At 73.2% G+C, this 15,750-nt stretch carries 12 protein-coding genes and 2 pseudogenes; 12 read left to right on the forward strand and 2 right to left on the reverse strand.

Features of this window, described 5'->3' with window-relative positions; translation table 11 throughout:
• The 3 genes and pseudogenes from ACWD6N_RS25405 to ACWD6N_RS25415 form a co-directional block, all read left to right on the forward strand.
• Nucleotides 1-900: pseudogene (locus ACWD6N_RS25405) on the forward strand (ATP-dependent helicase); the annotation flags it as partial.
• Between the two features lie 107 nt (nucleotides 901-1,007).
• A pseudogene (locus ACWD6N_RS25410) lies at nucleotides 1,008-3,173 on the forward strand (DEAD/DEAH box helicase); the annotation flags it as partial.
• Nucleotides 3,170-4,099 (forward strand): SWIM zinc finger family protein, encoded by a 930-nt coding sequence (locus tag ACWD6N_RS25415; protein WP_354965422.1) that lies wholly within the window; start codon nucleotides 3,170-3,172, stop codon nucleotides 4,097-4,099. The pseudogene ACWD6N_RS25410 and the gene ACWD6N_RS25415, both read left to right, overlap by 4 nt.
• A gap of 4 nt (nucleotides 4,100-4,103) precedes the next feature.
• Here ACWD6N_RS25415 and ACWD6N_RS25420 read toward each other — a convergent pair whose 3' ends face one another.
• Nucleotides 4,104-4,361 carry a DUF3040 domain-containing protein gene (locus ACWD6N_RS25420; protein WP_354965421.1) on the reverse strand — a complete coding sequence of 86 codons (258 nt, stop codon included), beginning with the start codon at nucleotides 4,359-4,361 and terminating at the stop codon, nucleotides 4,104-4,106.
• Nucleotides 4,362-4,791: 430 nt separating this feature from the next.
• Between ACWD6N_RS25420 and ACWD6N_RS25425 the strand changes: the two genes are divergently transcribed.
• The 5 genes from ACWD6N_RS25425 to ACWD6N_RS25445 are packed head-to-tail and all read left to right on the forward strand — an operon-like array spanning nucleotide 4,792 to nucleotide 11,020.
• A complete protein-coding gene (locus tag ACWD6N_RS25425; protein WP_354965420.1) occupies nucleotides 4,792-6,840 on the forward strand; it encodes a DUF1800 domain-containing protein in 2,049 nt (682 codons plus the stop codon).
• Between the two features lie 8 nt (nucleotides 6,841-6,848).
• Nucleotides 6,849-8,231 (forward strand): DUF1501 domain-containing protein, encoded by a 1,383-nt coding sequence (locus ACWD6N_RS25430; RefSeq protein ID WP_354965419.1) that lies wholly within the window; start codon nucleotides 6,849-6,851, stop codon nucleotides 8,229-8,231.
• A complete protein-coding gene (locus ACWD6N_RS25435; RefSeq protein ID WP_354965418.1) occupies nucleotides 8,228-9,646 on the forward strand; it encodes a ferredoxin reductase family protein in 1,419 nt (472 codons plus the stop codon). The genes ACWD6N_RS25430 and ACWD6N_RS25435 overlap by 4 nt, the downstream gene beginning before the upstream one ends.
• 11 nt (nucleotides 9,647-9,657) lie before the next feature.
• On the forward strand, nucleotides 9,658-10,248 hold the full coding sequence (locus ACWD6N_RS25440; RefSeq protein ID WP_354965417.1) for an FMN-binding protein: 591 nt from the start codon (nucleotides 9,658-9,660) through the stop codon (nucleotides 10,246-10,248).
• A gap of 49 nt (nucleotides 10,249-10,297) precedes the next feature.
• Nucleotides 10,298-11,020, forward strand: coding sequence for an FAD:protein FMN transferase (locus ACWD6N_RS25445; RefSeq protein WP_354965647.1), 723 nt, complete (start codon nucleotides 10,298-10,300; stop codon nucleotides 11,018-11,020).
• 263 nt (nucleotides 11,021-11,283) lie between these two features.
• Here ACWD6N_RS25445 and ACWD6N_RS25450 read toward each other — a convergent pair whose 3' ends face one another.
• The gene (locus tag ACWD6N_RS25450; protein WP_354965416.1) at nucleotides 11,284-11,955 is read right to left on the reverse strand and encodes a bifunctional DNA primase/polymerase; all 672 of its coding nucleotides are present in this window, start codon (nucleotides 11,953-11,955) and stop codon (nucleotides 11,284-11,286) included.
• 248 nt (nucleotides 11,956-12,203) lie between these two features.
• Here ACWD6N_RS25450 and ACWD6N_RS25455 point away from each other — a divergent pair, with 248 nt between their 5' ends.
• The 4 genes from ACWD6N_RS25455 to ACWD6N_RS25470 all read left to right on the forward strand — a co-directional run bounded on the left by ACWD6N_RS25455 (nucleotide 12,204) and on the right by ACWD6N_RS25470 (nucleotide 15,749).
• Nucleotides 12,204-13,433: a helix-turn-helix domain-containing protein gene (locus tag ACWD6N_RS25455; RefSeq protein ID WP_354965415.1), complete on the forward strand. Its 1,230-nt coding sequence runs from the start codon at nucleotides 12,204-12,206 to the stop codon at nucleotides 13,431-13,433.
• Nucleotides 13,434-13,449: 16 nt separating this feature from the next.
• The gene (locus ACWD6N_RS25460; protein WP_354965414.1) at nucleotides 13,450-14,022 is read left to right on the forward strand and encodes a flavoprotein; all 573 of its coding nucleotides are present in this window, start codon (nucleotides 13,450-13,452) and stop codon (nucleotides 14,020-14,022) included.
• A gap of 163 nt (nucleotides 14,023-14,185) precedes the next feature.
• Nucleotides 14,186-15,022: a Nif3-like dinuclear metal center hexameric protein gene (locus tag ACWD6N_RS25465; RefSeq protein WP_354965646.1), complete on the forward strand. Its 837-nt coding sequence runs from the start codon at nucleotides 14,186-14,188 to the stop codon at nucleotides 15,020-15,022.
• A complete protein-coding gene (locus ACWD6N_RS25470) occupies nucleotides 15,012-15,749 on the forward strand; it encodes a zinc ribbon domain-containing protein (protein ID WP_354965413.1) in 738 nt (245 codons plus the stop codon). The genes ACWD6N_RS25465 and ACWD6N_RS25470 overlap by 11 nt, the downstream gene beginning before the upstream one ends.
• Nucleotide 15,750 lies beyond the last annotated feature (1 nt).

Below are 15,750 nucleotides of genomic sequence, written 5' to 3' on the forward strand. Positions count from 1 at the left end.
CACGCTCCGGCCGGGCGCCCCGCGAGCGCCCGCACCCCTTCGCCGCCGGGCACGCCACCCTGGTCACCGCCCTCGCCGACGCCGCCGAGCCGGCCCGTCCGGACACCGCGCTGCTCACCCTGCCCACCCGGGGCGGCGCGCCGACCGACTCACCGGAGCTGATCCGGACCGCCGTCGCGCCCACGGCCCGGGGAAAGCTCACCCTGGCCGGGTGGCGGGTCCCCGTGCTGGTGTACGCCCCGGACGACGCGCTGCCGCTGCTGCGCGCCCTGGACGAGCTTGCGGTGGTGCCTGGCGCCACCCTGCGTCACCTGGCAGAGCTGGCCGATTTCGCCGCCGACCTGGTGGCCCGGGGCCGTGTCCTGCCCGGCGTCGGCGCGATGCCGGGTGCGGGCGTGGCCGAGTCGGGGGACCGGCCCGCCGGAGCGTCATCGGCGGACGCTGACGTGCAGGTGCCGGCGCGGGCCATCTGGCGACCGCTGCTGACCGGCACCGATGCCGCGTGGGCGCGGTCCCTGGCGCTGGCCCTGCCGCCAGCCGCCCGGGCCGTCACCGTGCCGGCCACCACCGCATCGGCCGCTGCCTCGGACGCGATCGCGCCGGCCGCTCCCGAACCGGACAGCACCGAGTTGACGGCCGGTGCGCTGGTCGCGGACGCGCTCGACGCGCTGACCGACGCGGCCGCGCGGGCCGCCCTGGCGACCACCACGCTGGCCCGGGGGCTGCGGCCGGGCGGCCCGGCGCCGGCGTGGCTGGCGGCGCTCGCCGGCCCCCGTCGCGACTTCACCGTCGATCCGGCGGCGCTGGCCACCCTCCGCGTCGAACTGGACGCCTGGCAGCGCGACGCCGCCGGCGGTCCCGTCCGGGCCAGTTTCCGGCTGGTGGAACCGGCGCCCGACGAGGTCACCGAACCGATCCTGGCCACCCGCCCGGTGCCGGCCGGCACCGCGCCGTCGACAGCCGGAGTCGGCCTGGCCGAGGGCGGCCCGGTCGAGGCTGAGCCGGTCGGGGCTGGGCGGTGGCGGCTGGAGTTCGGGTTGCAGGCGGCCGACGAGCCGGGCCTGCACGTCGACGCCGGGCAGGTCTGGCGGGCACCGCAGACGCTCGGCGGCCTGGCCGGTCGTACCGCCAGCCCGCAGGAGACCCTGCTCGCCGAGTTGGGCCGTGCCAGCCGGCTCTGGCCGGACCTCGACGCCGCGCTGCGCACCGCCGCCCCCGAGGCGATGGACTTGGACGTCGAGGGAGCGCACCGGTTCCTCAGCGAGGGCGCCCCGGTGCTGCACGCCGCCGGCTTCGGGGTGCTGCTGCCCTCCTGGTGGCAGCGCCCGTCAGCGCGGCTCGGCGCCCGGCTGCGTGCCCGCAGCCGGACCGCACCCGGCACGGTGGCCGGCGCCGAAGCAGGGGTCGGCCTGGACGCCCTGGTGGACTACCGCTGGGAGGTGGCGCTCGGCGACCAGCCGTTGTCCGCCGAGGAGTTGGCCGCGCTGGCCGAGGTGAAGACCCCGCTGGTGCGCCTGCGCGGCAGGTGGGTGGAGCTGGACCCGGGGCGGCTCGCCGCCGGGCTGCGCCTGCTCCGCTCGGCCGGCGAGCTGACCGTCGCCGACCTGCTCCGCCTCGGGCTGGCCGACGGCGAGGACACCGGAGCGCTGCCGGTGCTGGAGGTGACCGCCGACGGGGCGCTGGGCGACCTGCTCGCCGGTGCGGTCGAGCGACGACTCACCCCGCTGGACCCGCCACCGGGCTTCGAGGGCACGCTGCGGCCGTACCAGCGGCGCGGGTTGGCGTGGCTGGCGTTCCTGCGGTCGCTGGGCCTGGGCGGCGTGCTGGCCGACGACATGGGGCTGGGCAAGACCGTGCAGTTGCTAGCGCTGCTGGCCGGGGACCCGCCGGACGCCGGACCGACCCTGCTGGTCTGCCCGATGTCCCTGGTCGGCAACTGGCAGCGGGAGGCGGCCCGGTTCACCCCGGGGCTGCGGGTGCACGTACACCATGGGGCGGAGCGGGCCCGGGGTGCGGAGTTCACGGCGGCCGCGCACGGTGCGGACCTGGTCCTCACCACCTACTCGGTGGCCGCCCGCGACGCCGTCGATCTGGCCGGCATCGACTGGCACCGGGTGGTGGTGGACGAGGCGCAGGCGATCAAGAACGCCTCGACCCGGCAGGCCGAGGCCGTCCGTGCGTTGCCCGCCCGGCAGCGGGTGGCGGTGACCGGCACGCCGGTCGAGAACCGGCTCGCCGACCTCTGGTCGATCATGCAGTTCGCCAATCCGGGCCTGCTCGGCCCGGCCGCGACGTTCCGCAAGCGGTTCGCCGAACCGATCGAGCGGCACGGCGACGCCGAGGCCGCCGAGCGGTTGCGCCGGATCACCGGCCCGTTCGTGCTGCGCCGGCTCAAGACCGACTCGTCGATCATCTCCGACCTGCCCGAGAAGCTGGAGATGGAGGTGCTCTGCAACCTCACCGCCGAGCAGGCCGCCCTGTACCGGGTGGTGGTCGACGACATGCTCGCCCGGATCGAGTCCAGCGACGGCATCGAACGGCGAGGGCTGGTGCTGGCCACCATGACTCGCCTGAAGCAGGTCTGCAACCATCCGGCCCAGATGCTGCGGGACGGTTCGCCGCTGGAGGGTCGCTCCGGCAAGCTGGCCCGGCTGACCGAGATCCTGGAGGAGGTGCTGGCGGCGGGGGAGCGGGCGCTGCTGTTCACCCAGTACGCCGAGTTCGGCGCGATGCTGCGCGGTCACCTGTCGGCCCGGTTCGGGCGGGAGGTGCTGTTCCTGCACGGTGGGCTCGGCAAGGCCGAGCGGGATGCCATGGTGCAGCGGTTCCAGTCGGCGGACGGGCCACCGCTGTTCGTACTCTCGCTCAAGGCCGGTGGCACCGGGCTCACCCTGACCGCCGCGAACCACGTCGTGCACGTGGACCGGTGGTGGAACCCGGCGGTGGAGGACCAGGCGACCGACCGGGCGTTCCGGATCGGGCAGCGGCGGCGGGTGCAGGTCCGCAAGTTCGTCTGCGCCGGCACGGTGGAGGAGAAGGTGGCGGCGCTGATCGCCGACAAGCGAAGCCTCGCCGAGCGGGTGGTCGGCACCGGCGAGCAGTGGATCACCGAGCTGTCCACCGGGCAGCTGCGCGAGCTGTTCGCCCTGGAGGCCGGGGCGGTGGTGGAGTGAGTACCGACCGGTTCGCCGACTACGGCCGTCCCCGGCGCGTCGACGGCGGCCTGCGGGCGCGCAGCGCCCGGGGAGCGATCGGCCAGTCCTGGTGGTCCCGGCGCTTCCTGGAGGTGCTGGAGTCGTTCGCGCTCGGCACCCGGCTGACCCGGGGTCGGTCGTACGCGCGAGCCGGTCAGGTGCTCCGGCTCGACATCGCGCCCGGGCTGGTCAGCGCCGTGGTGCAGGGCTCCCGGCCGAAGCCGTACCAGGTCTCCATCGCGCTGGCGCCGTTCCCGGCCGCGCTCTGGTCCCGGATCGAGGTGGAGCTGGCGGGGCAGGCGTTCTTCAGCGCCCGGCTGCTCGCCGGGGACCTGCCCGACGAGCTGGAGGAGCTGTTCGTCGCCGCCGGCGCTCCGCTCTTCCCGACCGGCGTCAAGGAGCTGACCCAGCGGTGCAGCTGCCCCGACTTCGCGGTGCCCTGCAAGCACCTTGCGGCCACGTTCTACCTGCTGGCCGAGGCGTTCGACGCGGACCCGTTCGAGCTGCTGCACTGGCGCGGCCGGGCTCGCGCGGAACTGCTCGAGCGGCTCCGGGCCCGACGCGCCGAGGCCACCGGCGCGGAGCTGTCCGGACCGGTCACCACCCCGCCCACGGATGCGGACGACGGGTCCCTTCCGGACCGGGACTTGTCCGTTGTGGACGATGCCGGGACGCCGGCCGGCGCGGCGCGGGCGCTCGCCGGGATGTCGGCGGCCCCGTTGGTCGAGGCGGTGGACCGGTTCTGGTTGCCACCGGTGCCGCTGTCCGACCGCCCGCCCCGGCTGGCGACCGGACCGGATCTGTTGCTGCGCCAGCTCGGCCCGCCAGCGCCGGCCATCGGCGGGCCGGGACTGCTGGAACGACTGCGCCGGGCGTACCGGGCGTTCGGCCCGGCCGGCCGGTGAGCGGTTACGTCCAGCGGCGGCGGAACCGCCACATGATCGCGGCGTTCGCCACCAGCACCACCGCGCAGATCGCGCCGGCCAGCCGGCCGGCGAACACGGTCATCGCTGGCAGCGACGCCCACAGCAGGATGGTCAACAACATCAGGTAGCGGCCTCGGCGGGCCCGAACACGGTGATCCAGTCGGTTGAAGAACGCCGGGTCACTCTCCCGGAGCTGACGGGTGATCTGGTCGAACCTGCGCTGATCCTCTTTGCTGAGCATGGCGCTGCCTTCCCCTCACGCGTTCAGCGGTTCGGCGGCATACCCGCTGTGGCGGCGGCTCACGCTCACCCGTTGCTGCTACTTTCCTCCGCGCGAGGGCACCTCACCTCCGGCTTATCCGAGCCTTAAGTTTGCCTGTGGTGGTGGACGGCGCTGAATGTGCCGCGTACGGCGGCGGGGCCCGTTCCGTACCCGGCTGGCGTGCGTCCGCCCTGCTGGGAAGGTACGGCCCCGGCCCCGGTACGCGGCACGCCGACACCGCGGCGCTGAGCGGTGTCTTAAGTGCCCTCGCGGGGGTCTTCCGCCCACCTTGAAGGCACCTGAGGCCTTGGTTACTTTGCCGTAGCAACCCCCTCAGGCAACAGTCGCCGCACCTGTCGCACCTGCCCGGTCGCAGCTTCCGGCGCTCTTCAGAAATCGGGATTGGTACATGGCCGACCAGAATGTGCCACCACGTCGACCGCGGGACGACCGCGGCTGGGACGGACGCCAGCACCACACCTCGGACGGGTACGACTCGCTCCACCCCCAGGATGGCTACCCGGCTCAGGCCGACCCGCGTGAGCAGTACACCGACGGGTACGGGCAGCCCGCCCCCGCCCCGCGCGGGCCGCAGTGGGTCGGCCCGGAGGGTCTCGGTCGCCCGGCCCTGGCTCGGCCGGCCGGAACCGGACTGCCCACCTTGGACGATGACGACGAGCCCGGCCCCAGGGTTGGTCGCCGCAGGGCCATGGTCGCGCTCGGCGGCACCGCCGCGGTCGTCGCCGGTGGCGCGGCGCTCGCCATGATCCCGCAGTTCCGCGGCCTCTTCGGTGACGACGCGGTGGCCGACGCGACCGGCAGCACCGTCACCGACGGCACCGCGGCCCGGCCCAGCGGTCAGCAGCCCAGCACGGTGCGCACCTACACCGAGCAGAACGAGAGCTACATGGGCTCCCGCGCCGGTGAGGCGCTGAAGAAGAACGCGCCCTCCGGCGGCCGGACGTTCTCCGGCCCGGCCGCCGCCGCGGCGGCGACCAAGGTGACCGTCAAGACCGTGCTGGCCAAGGATCCGATCCTGCACCTGGCCCGCAGGGCCACCTTCGGTGCGACGCCCGCGGTCGTCGCCGACATCAAGAGGCTGGGCATCGACGGCTGGATCCGCGCCCAGCTCGAACCGGACAAGATCGAGCCGAGCAAGGCCGAGCTGAAGCTCGCCGAGCTGCCCACGCAGAAGCTCTCGGTGCAGCAGCTGCGCGACCAGCGGGACAAGCTCAACGAGCAGGGCGCCCAGCCCGAGCGGGAGATGATCGACGCCACCCTCGCCCGGCAGATCTGGTCGAAGCGCCAGCTGTTCGAGGTGATGGTCGACTTCTGGAACGACTTCCTGCACGTCGCCGCGGAATTCGACGGCGGCGAGGTGTACCGCAACTCGTTCGACAAGGACGTGGTGCGGGCGCACGCGCTGGGCAGCTACCCGGAGATGCTGGTCGCCGCGAACAAGCACCCCGCGCTGCTGATCTACCTGAACCAGAAGGACTCCCGCAAGGACGCGATCAACGAGAACCTGGCCCGGGAGAACCTGGAGCTCTACTCGGTCGGCGTGGACGGTGGCTACAAGGAGCCGGACGTGCGCCAGGCGGCCATGCTCCAGACCGGCCGCGGCGTCGAGGACGGCAAGTACGCCTTCAAGCCCGAGCAGCACTACGTCGGCAAGGTGAAGATCCTCGGCTTCACGCACGCCAACAACTCGGCTGACCCGAAGAAGGCCGAAGCGGCGATCGACCGGTACATCACCTACATCGCGCTGCACCCGTCGACCGCGAAGTACGTGGCGCAGAGCCTGGCGACCCGGTTCGTCTCGGACACCCCGCCGAAGTCCCTCGTGGACCGGCTGGCCAAGACGTACAGCACCAACAACGGCCTGATCAAGCCGGTGTTGATGGCCCTGTTCAGCTCCTCTGAGTTCTGGGCGGGGGTCGGCCAGAAGGTACGCCGGCCGATGGAGTACCTGGTCTCCACGTACCGCGTCCTGGGCGTCTCGCCGGACCCGTCGGCGAAGAACGACAACGGCGACAACAAGCGGACCCCGTTCGCCCGCGGCCTGCGGCAGATCCAGGACAAGCTGCGCGAGCTGGGCCAGTACCCGATGGGCCAGCCCACCCCGGACGGCTACCCCGACGTCTACATCGCCTGGACCTCGGCCGGCACCATGGTCAACGGCTGGAACGAGGCCGGCGAGATCCTGGCCGGCTACCGCACCGCCTTCACGTACACGGCGCCGGAGAAGCTGGTCGCCAAGCCGCCGGCCACCGCCGGGGCGTACGTGGACGCGCTGGCCCAGCGGCTGGTGAACCAGAAGCTGAGCGCCCGGGAGAGGAACCTGATCCTCGGCGTGGCCGGCGTGTCGGCGAGCGCCAAGGTCGATGCCACGTTCAACGGGGCCATCACCGCCGTCGCGCGGGCGATCCTCGCGTCCCCTCAGCACCACCTCCGGTGAGGCACCCGATGGAGAAGACTGTGTACAACTCTTTCCCCCTGCACCCCGAATGCCCCGACCTGCGGCGGCTGGCCGACAACCCGGCCGAGGCGCTGCTGCGGGCGGAGGCCGACCTCGTCGCCGCGGAGAACGCCGCCGAGGCCGACCGCTACCGCACCCTGGAGGACCTGGAGGAGGCCCAGCAGGACGGTCGCGGCGTCACTCGACGGACCTTCGTCGCCGGTGCCGCGGCCACCGCCACCGCGCTGGCCACCGCCCAGTTCGTCACCACCTCGGCGTCGTTCGCGGCGACCAAGACCGGCACCCTGATCCACGTCTTCCTCTACGGTGGGCTGGACGGGCTGAGCCTGGTCGCGCCGGACAACGACCCGGTGCTCGCCAAGGCCCGCCCCGACCTGCTGCTCGGCAACGATTCGCTGGCCCTGGGCCGCGGCTTCAAGCTGACCAGCGCGTTCAAGCCGCTGGAGCAGTGGCTCAAGGCCGGCCAGCTGGGCTTCATCCCGGCGGTCTCCGACGAGCGGCTGTCCCGCAGCCACTTCCAGGCCGCGGACGCCTGCAACCTTGGCGGGCTCCCCAACGAGACCGGTGGCCGGGGCTGGCTCGACGGCCTGGTCGACAACCTTGGCAAGGGCACCGCGTTCCGCAGCGTCGGCGTCGGCAGCACGCTGCCCCGCTCGCTGGTCGGCAACAACGGCGCGCTCTCGCTGAACAACGTCGGTTCGCTGCGACTCAACGGCGACGACCGGTTCCGGGCCGCCACCGAGAAGGCCATCAAGGGCCTCTTCACCGGAATCAACCACCCGGTCGAGGAGGCCGTGCAGGAGGGCATGGGCGCGCTGGCCACCGCGCAGAAGCTCGCCGCCAAGCCGTACCAGCCCGCCGCGGGCATCGAGTACCAGGGCATCGGCAACGCGTTCAAGCAGCTTGCCCAGCTGATCAAGGGTGGCGCGAACGTCCGGGTCGCCACGGTCGGGATGGGCGGCTACGACACCCACGAGAACCAGGGCACCCGCGACGGCGGTCAGCTGCACCGCCGGCTGAACGAGCTGGCCAGCGCGATGGCCGCGTTCTTCACCGACCTCGGCCCGCAGGCAGCCGACGTGACGATCATGGTGTCCAGCGAGTTCGGCCGGCGGGTCGGCTCCAACAGCGGCGGCACCGACCACGGGCACGGCGGGGTGGTCACCCTGCTCTCCGGCAAGAAGCTGGCCGGCTCGCTGCTCGGCACCTGGAACGGCCTGGACAAGCTGGATTCCGGTGACGTGCCGGAGTACAACAACATGTTCAACGTCTACGGCGCGGTTGCGCAGGGCCGGTTCGGGCTCACCAACGCGGAGGTGGACAAGGTCTTCCCCCGCCAGAAGTACGCCCCGATGAAGCTGTACGCGTGACGCGTTCGCACACCCACGCCGCCGGCCGCCGTACCGGGACCACGTCCTGGCACGGCGGCCGGTCGGCTGCGCCCGTACCCCCGCAGACCCCGGCCCGGCGCGGCCCCGGCGGCCGGCGGTTGCTGGCCGCGCTGCTCCTGGTCGGCCTGCTCGCCAGCGTGCTGCCGTGGTGGCTGGGCACCCCCGCCGGCTCGCTGCGGACCACCGCGGCGACCCTGACGGCCGCCGGCCGGATCACCGGTTTGGTCGCCGGCTACCTGCTGCTGGTGCAGGTGCTGATGATGAGCCGGCTGCCGGTGCTGGAGCGGTGGATCGGCGGCGAGCAGCTGGCCCGCTGGCACCGTGACATCGGTGCCACCCTGCTCGTCGCCGTGCTGGCGCACGTGTCGCTGACCCTGGTCGGCTACGCGGACCTGCGGAACCAGTCGGTCTTCGCCGAGGTCGGCACGTTGCTCGGCGACTACGAGGACATGGTCTCGGCGTTCGTCGCCGCCGGCATCATGGTGCTGGTCGGGTTCAGCAGCATCCGGGCGATCCGGCGGGCACTGCCCTACGAGCTGTGGCACCTGCTGCACCTGTCCAGCTACCTGGTGCTGCTGCTCGGCTACGCGCACCAGTTCACCCACGGCGCGCAGCTCTACAAGCCCGGGCCGGTACGGACCGGCTGGATCGCGCTCTACCTGCTGGTGGTCGCCGCCCTGCTGTGGGGCCGGGTGATCGCGCCGCTGGCGTTCAACCTGCGGTACCGGCTGCGGGTCGCCGACGTGGTCGCGGAGAGCCCCGACACGATCTCCATCTACCTCACCGGTGAGCGGCTGGACCGGCTGGCGGTGCTCGGCGGACAGTACTTCCGCTGGCGCTTCCTCACCCGGGGCTGCTGGTGGCAGTCGCACCCGTTCTCCGTCTCCGCCGCGGCCAACGGTCGCTGGCTGCGGCTCACCGTCAAGGTGGTCGGCACGCACACGGCCGACCTGCGCGACCTGGACCCGGGCACCCGGGTCTGGGCGGAGGGTCCGTCGGGCACCTTCACCGCCGCGCACCGGGTCCGCGACCGAGCACTGCTGATCGCCGGCGGCAGCGGCATCACGCCGATCCGGGCCATGCTGGAGGAGTTGCCGCCGGGCGCGGCGCTGATCTACCGGGCCCGTACCCCGGCCAACGTGCTCCTGAGCCGGGAGCTGGACTGGCTGGCCCAGGCCCGGGAGACCTCGATCTGGTACGTCATCGGCTCCCGCGACGACCCCGGCCCCCGCCAGCTGATGAGCCCCGACGGGCTGCGCCAACTGGTGCCCGACGTGGCCCGACGCGACGTCTACCTCTGCGGGCCGCCCGGGCTCGTCGAGCAGTCGGTGCGCGCGCTGCGCCGGGCCGGCGTGCCCCGCCGGCAGATCCACCTGGCCACCTTCGAGTTGTAGGAAGGCATCGCATGCGTCGCGCGTTCCTCGCGATCACCGGTCTGGCAGCCAGCACCACCGCGCTGGTGGTCCTCAAGGGCTCGCCGGGCACCACCCAGGTCGCCCAGGACCTGCCGGCCGCCCAGCCGGTCAACCCCACCCCGCAGGGTGCGGACCCGAGCGTCGCCCCGGCGGGCGTGGCCCTGAAGCCGTCGGTGAGCGCCGACGCGCCCTCCTCACCCAGGGCGAGCAGGAGCGGCAGCACCGCGCGCCCGCCCGGCACCCGCACCACCACGAAGGCTCCGACCACGCCGCGGACCACCACCAAGGCGCCGCAGCCGACCACCCGCCGGGTCACCGGGCCGGGCGTGGACAACGAGTACGGGTACGTGCAGGTGCAGATCGTGGTCTCCGGCAACCGCATCGTCGAGGCCATCTCGCTGTCCCTGCCCAGCGGGGGTGAGTCCGACATCCACAGCGGCGACGTCCGGGACCGGTACAACGGCACCGGCGGCGAGGTGGTGCAGAAGCAGAGCGCCAACCTGAACACCGTCTCCGGCGCCACCGAGACCAGCAACTCCTACAAGCAGTCGCTGCGGGGCGCGATCGAGCAGGCGTTCTGACGTGCCGGCGGCGATGACCCGACCCGGGCTGTGCCGGGTCGAGCAGATCATGGGTACGGCGATCACCCTGGATCTCGCCGACGACCTACCGCCGGCGACCCTGCACGAGCTGGCCGATCAGGTCTTCACCTGGATGCGCGAGGTGGACGCCCGGTTCAGCACGTACCGGGCGGACAGCGAGGTGTGCCGCTTCGACCGGGGTGAGGTGCTGCTCTCCGAGGCGTCGGAAAACCTGCGGTTCGTGCTGGAGGCCTGCGCCGACCTGTGGGGCGCCACCGACGGGTTCTTCGACGCGTACGCCACCGGCGGGCTCGACCCGTCCGGGTTCGTCAAGGGCTGGGCGGCGCAGGTCGCCTCGGACCGGCTGCTCGCAGCCGGCGCGGCGAACCACTGCGTGAACGCCGGCGGCGACGTGCGGGTGCGTGGCCACTCCCCGTCGGGGGAGCCGTGGCGGATCGGCATCCGACACCCGTGGGACGCGATGGCGACCTGCCTGGTGCTCACCGGGACCGATCTGGCCGTGGCCACCTCCGGTGTCTACGAGCGCGGCCGGCACGTGCTGGACCCGCGCCGGGGCGCTCCAGCCGGTGGGCTGCGCTCGGTGACGGTGGTCGGCACCGACCTGGGGGTGGCCGACGCGTACGCGACCGCGGCCCTGGCCATGGGGGTCACCGGCATCGGCTGGCTGGACCGCCTCGCCGACCACACCCACGCCGTCATCACCGACGACGCGTACCAGTTCCTCTCCGCCAACCTGCCCCTGACGGACTAGCGGAGCGGGCGGTGGGTGCCGGCGGGGCGGGTGCCGGTGGGGCGGGGCCGACCGGGGCGCGAGCCGGACGGGCGAGTGCCGGCCCAGCGGTGCCGCGGGTGGCTGCGGCGGGGCGGTTCGGTGCCGCCGGGATGAGACGCTCTGTCGTCCGTGGACATCATTCCCCCGCTCGTGGCGCGCGTTCGCGCCGTCCTCCTGTCAACGAGGACCGGCACCCCGGCGACGCTGTCGGCGACGGGATCGAATTGGCTGCCGGGGCGCGTTCACATGCCTCGCCGGGGCAGCGGCAGGTGACCGGGGAGCAGGTCGGGGGTGAGTGTCACACCGGTGGCGCGCAGCGCCTCGATCAACGTGTTCTGCACCAGGTAGGAGTCCGGGAGCTGCCAGCGGGCCTGCTCCGGGGCGACCGCCCAACGGACCGTCCCCTCCGGCAGCCGGGTGGGTGGCGCCGGGATCCACGAGCCCGGCCCGTGCCGGACCACGTGGAAGCAGTGCTCCAGCTCCGGCCGGAGCGGATCACCGGGGCGGACGAGGAACATCCAGCGGCCGGTGGGGGTGACCAGCACCGGCCCGCGTACGCCGGTGCCGGCCGGGTGGATCTGCACCGCGTCGAGCACGCGTCGGCCGAGGTGGGCCGGCACCTCCAACACGTCGAAGGCCCGACCGGTGGGCAGCAGCAGGCCGTGCGGGCGGCTCCGCCACCAGGTGGCCACCCGGGCCGGGTCGGCGCTGGCCGCCAGCTCCCAGTTCTCCAGCGCCGGGTGGCAGCCCACGGTGGGGCAGCCGGCCCGGCCGCAGACGAACCGGCTGCGGGCCAGACACGCCCCCGGGGTCACCTCCCACCCGTGCGCGGCGTACCGCACGGCGACCCGGCGCAGCCGGACCCGTTCCAACGGCGACAGTTCGGCGACGCGCGGTCCGACGTTCCCCCACATGTGTGCCATCTCCCCTCATCGGGCCCGGCGAACGCCAGGTCGCAGTTCGAGCACCGTCACTGCCGTAACCCACGATCGTTGAGGTTGACGAACGGCTCGTGCAACTTGCACGAAAAGTACGAGGATTGGCTGTACGGCTGACGCACTGGCTGTGCGACCAGCGAAAACCTGAAGATGAACGAGGTTCGCCGCACCCGCGGACATCGCCCGGACCCGATGGCCGGGGCGTCAGGGGGAGGGATGGGCAGATGGACGAGCTACCCATAGGGCGGCGAGTGGCCTACTGGCGGGGGCGACGCAAGATGTCGCAGCAGGTCTTCGCGGACCGGTTGGGCAAGTCGAAGAGCTGGGTGGACAAGGTCGAGCGCGGCGTCCGTCGGTTGGACAAGTTCTCGGTCCTCTACGAGATCGCCGACATCCTCCAGGCGGACGTGCAGCTGCTGATGGGCAAGGACCCGGAGCGGCGGACCGACGCGTTGAACTGCATCGATCAGGTCGAGGTGCAGGAGATCAGGGCCGCGCTGGAGCGGTACGACTCGATGAGCGCGTACTTCGACGCGGCACCGTACCCACCCCCGCTGGACGACATGCGCAAGGCCGTCAACCACGCCTGGCTCACCTACCAGTACGGCCGCTACGGGATGCTCACCCGGGCGCTGCCGAAGCTGCTGCGGGACGCTCAGGCGGCCGACGCCGGCTACGGCGGCGAGCAGGCCCCGGAGGCGGCGCACCTGCTCGGGCAGGTCTACCAGATCGCCTCCTCCGTGCTGCGCAAGCTCGGCGAGTGCGAGCTGGCCTGGCTGGCCGCGGACCGCTCGATGGCGGTGGCCCAGCGGGCCGACGACCCGCTGCTGGCCGGCATCGCCACCACCCGGGTGTGCAACGCGCTGGTCGCGATGGGGCGTGCCCGTCCGGCGCTGGAGCTGAACGTCCAGATCGCCAACCGGCTCGCACCCGGTGGCGGCAACGAGGTGTCCCCGGCCCGGCTCTCCGTCTACGGCATGCTGCTGCTCCAGGGCGCGATGGCCGCCTCCCGGATCGGTGACTCGGCGACCGTCGACGACCTCATCAACGGCGCCGAGGAGGCGGCCACGCTGCTCGGCGGCGACCACAACCACTACTGGACCTCGTTCGGCCCGACCAACGTGGAGCTGCACCGGGCCGCGGCCGCGGTGGAGCTGGGCGACGGGGGGCGGGCGGTGGAGGTGCACCAGCTGCGCATCGTGGAGCCCTCCTTCAACGCGTTGCTGCCCGAGCGCCGGGCGCACCACCTGCTCGACATCGCCCGCGGTTTCGCCCAGGTCGGCGACGTGGCGAACGCTGGCGAGATGCTGCTGCGCGGCGACCGGCTCGCCCCGTCGGAGATCCGCTGCCGGCCGATCGCGCACGAGGTGATGTCGGACATCCTGCGTCGCACACGTGGTGCGCCGCCTTCTCCGGTAGCGGAGTTGGCTGAGCACATGGGAGTAGGGGTATGAGCGCGGAGCCGGTTTGATGGCCGGTTCACAGCGCACCAGCGGGCACCGCGAGGTGCTCTATGTCATCGCCTGCGGTTCGCCGCTGGCCCGGCACGTCGGCCGCCTGGTCGACCTGGCCCAGCAGGACGGCTGGGAGGTCTGCGTGGTCGCCACGCCGGACGGCGCCAAGTTCGTCGACAGGTCCGCCCTGATCCGGCAGACGGGTCACCCGGTGCGGACGCACTACAAGAACCCCGGCGACCCGGACGTGCTGCCGCCAGCCGACGCCATGATCGTCTGCCCGGCCACCGTGAACACGGTCAACAAGTGGGCCGCCGGGATCGCCGACACCCTCGCGCTCGGCCTGCTGGTCGAGGCGCAGGGCAAGGGCGTCCCCATCGTGGCGGTGCCGTACACCAACGCCGCGATGGCCGCCCACCCGGCGTTCCGGGCCGGCCTGGCCCGGCTGGCCGAATGGGGGGTCACGGTGCTCTTCGGCGATCACGTGGTCGCCCTGCACCCGCCGGGAACGGGCGAGCAGCACCTGCACGCGTTTCCCTGGCAGATGCCGCTGGCCGCACTGCTCGCCGGCTCCAGCCGCGCCGCCTGACCGCCGGGCGGGCACGTCCGGCTCGCCGCCGGATCGTCGGGCGGACGTGTCCGGCTCGCCGCTCGGCCGGCGCGGCCGGGCCGGGCATCGCCGCCCTGCGGCCCGCGCGACGGTAAGCTGGCCCGCCGTGAGCGTATGCGGATCCACCCCCACGGTGACCGACGTGGTGGCCGAGCTGGAACGGCGCTACCCGCCGGTCTGGGCGGAGGAGTGGGACCGGGTGGGTCTGGTGCTCGGCGAGCCGACGGCCCCGGTCCACCGGGTGCTCTGCGTGGTCGACGTGGTGCCCGAGACGGTCGCCGAGGCGCTGGCTGCCGGCGTCGACATGATCGTCGCGCACCACCCGCTGCTGCTGCGCGGGGTCTCCTCGGTCGCTCCGACGACGTTCAAGGGGCGGATCGTCCATCAGCTGATCCGGGCCGGGGTGGCGCTCTACGTGGCCCACACCAACGCCGACGTGGCCTCCCCGGGTGTCTCCGACGCCCTCGCTGCCCGGTTCGGGTTGACCGGGCTGCGCCCGCTGCACCGGCCCGCGCCCGGGTCGCCCGCGTACGGCGACGAGCGGGGTATCGGCCGGATCGGCGAGCTGCCCCGCCCGATGACCCTCGCCGAGCTGACCCGGCACGCCGCCGCGGTGCTCCCCGTCACGTCGTGGGGAGTTCGCGCCGCGGGGGATCCCGGGCGTATGGTTCGTACCCTCGCCGTCAGCGGCGGGTCGGGGGACAGCTTCCTCGGCGCCGCGACCGCCGCCGGGGTGGACGCGTACCTCACCGCCGACCTGCGGCACCACCCGGCCGGCGAGCACCTCGCCGCCGATGGTCCCGCCCTGATCGACGCCGCCCACTGGGCGACGGAACGACCGTGGCTGGACGACCTGGCCGCCCTCCTGCGGGAGGCGCCGGGCGTCGAGACGCTGGTGTCCGACCTGGACACCGACCCGTGGACCGTGCACGCCGCCGCACCCGTTGTGGACGACAAGGAGCCCGACCGTGAAGGCTGACCCCCAGGTGCAGCGCCGCCTGCTCGACCTCCAGGCGATCGACACCAACCTCGCCCAGCTCGCCCACCGCCGGCGTTCGCTGCCCGAGCGGGCGGAGCTGGAGGCGCTGGCCCGGGAGCTGTCGTCGCTGGAGGACGAGCGGGTCCGCGCCCAGGTGGCGGTCGACGACCTGGACCGGGACATCGCCCGGCTGGAGAAGGACGTCGACCAGGTCCGGGCCCGCAAGGAGAAGGACCAGAACCGGCTGGCTGCCGGCACCGGGCCGGCCCGGGAGCTGGAGGCGCTCCAGCACGAGCTGGTCTCGCTGAACCGGCGCCAGGGCGACCTGGAGGACGCCGAGCTGGAGTTGATGGAGCAGCGGGAGACCGCGCAGGGCGTGCTGGACGGCGTGGAGCAGCGGCTGGCCGAGACCCGGGAGAAGCGGGCCGCCACCGAGCAGCGCCGGGACGAGGCGCTGGCCGAGATCGCCAAGGACGAGGAGTTCAAGCGGGGGGCCCGTCAGCCACTGGCCGCCGACCTCCCGAGCGAGCTGGTCACCCTCTACGACAAGATCCGCCAGGACACCGGGCTGGGCGCCGCGCTGCTCACCGCGGGCCGCTGCGGCGGCTGCCGGTTGGAGCTCTCCGGCGCCGACCTGGCCCGGATCCGCAAGGCCGCCCCGGACGACGTGGTCCGCTGCGAGGACTGCCGGCGGATCATGGTCCGCACCAACGAGTCGGGCCTGTAGG

Source organism: Micromonospora sp. NPDC005163 (genome assembly GCF_053599835.1).

Bases quoted from the DNA above. Each gene is read 5' to 3' on its own strand.
- ACWD6N_RS25420 (WP_354965421.1), bottom strand. From the start codon at position 4,361: ATGCTCAGCAAAGAGGATCAGCGCAGGTTCGACCAGATCACCCGTCAG.
- ACWD6N_RS25425 (WP_354965420.1), top strand. From the start codon at position 4,792: ATGGCCGACCAGAATGTGCCACCACGTCGACCGCGGGACGACCGCGGC.
- ACWD6N_RS25430 (WP_354965419.1), top strand. From the start codon at position 6,849: ATGGAGAAGACTGTGTACAACTCTTTCCCCCTGCACCCCGAATGCCCC.
- ACWD6N_RS25440 (WP_354965417.1), top strand. From the start codon at position 9,658: ATGCGTCGCGCGTTCCTCGCGATCACCGGTCTGGCAGCCAGCACCACC.
- ACWD6N_RS25445 (WP_354965647.1), top strand. From the start codon at position 10,298: ATGGGTACGGCGATCACCCTGGATCTCGCCGACGACCTACCGCCGGCG.
- ACWD6N_RS25450 (WP_354965416.1), bottom strand. From the start codon at position 11,955: ATGTGGGGGAACGTCGGACCGCGCGTCGCCGAACTGTCGCCGTTGGAA.
- ACWD6N_RS25455 (WP_354965415.1), top strand. From the start codon at position 12,204: ATGGACGAGCTACCCATAGGGCGGCGAGTGGCCTACTGGCGGGGGCGA.
- ACWD6N_RS25460 (WP_354965414.1), top strand. From the start codon at position 13,450: ATGGCCGGTTCACAGCGCACCAGCGGGCACCGCGAGGTGCTCTATGTC.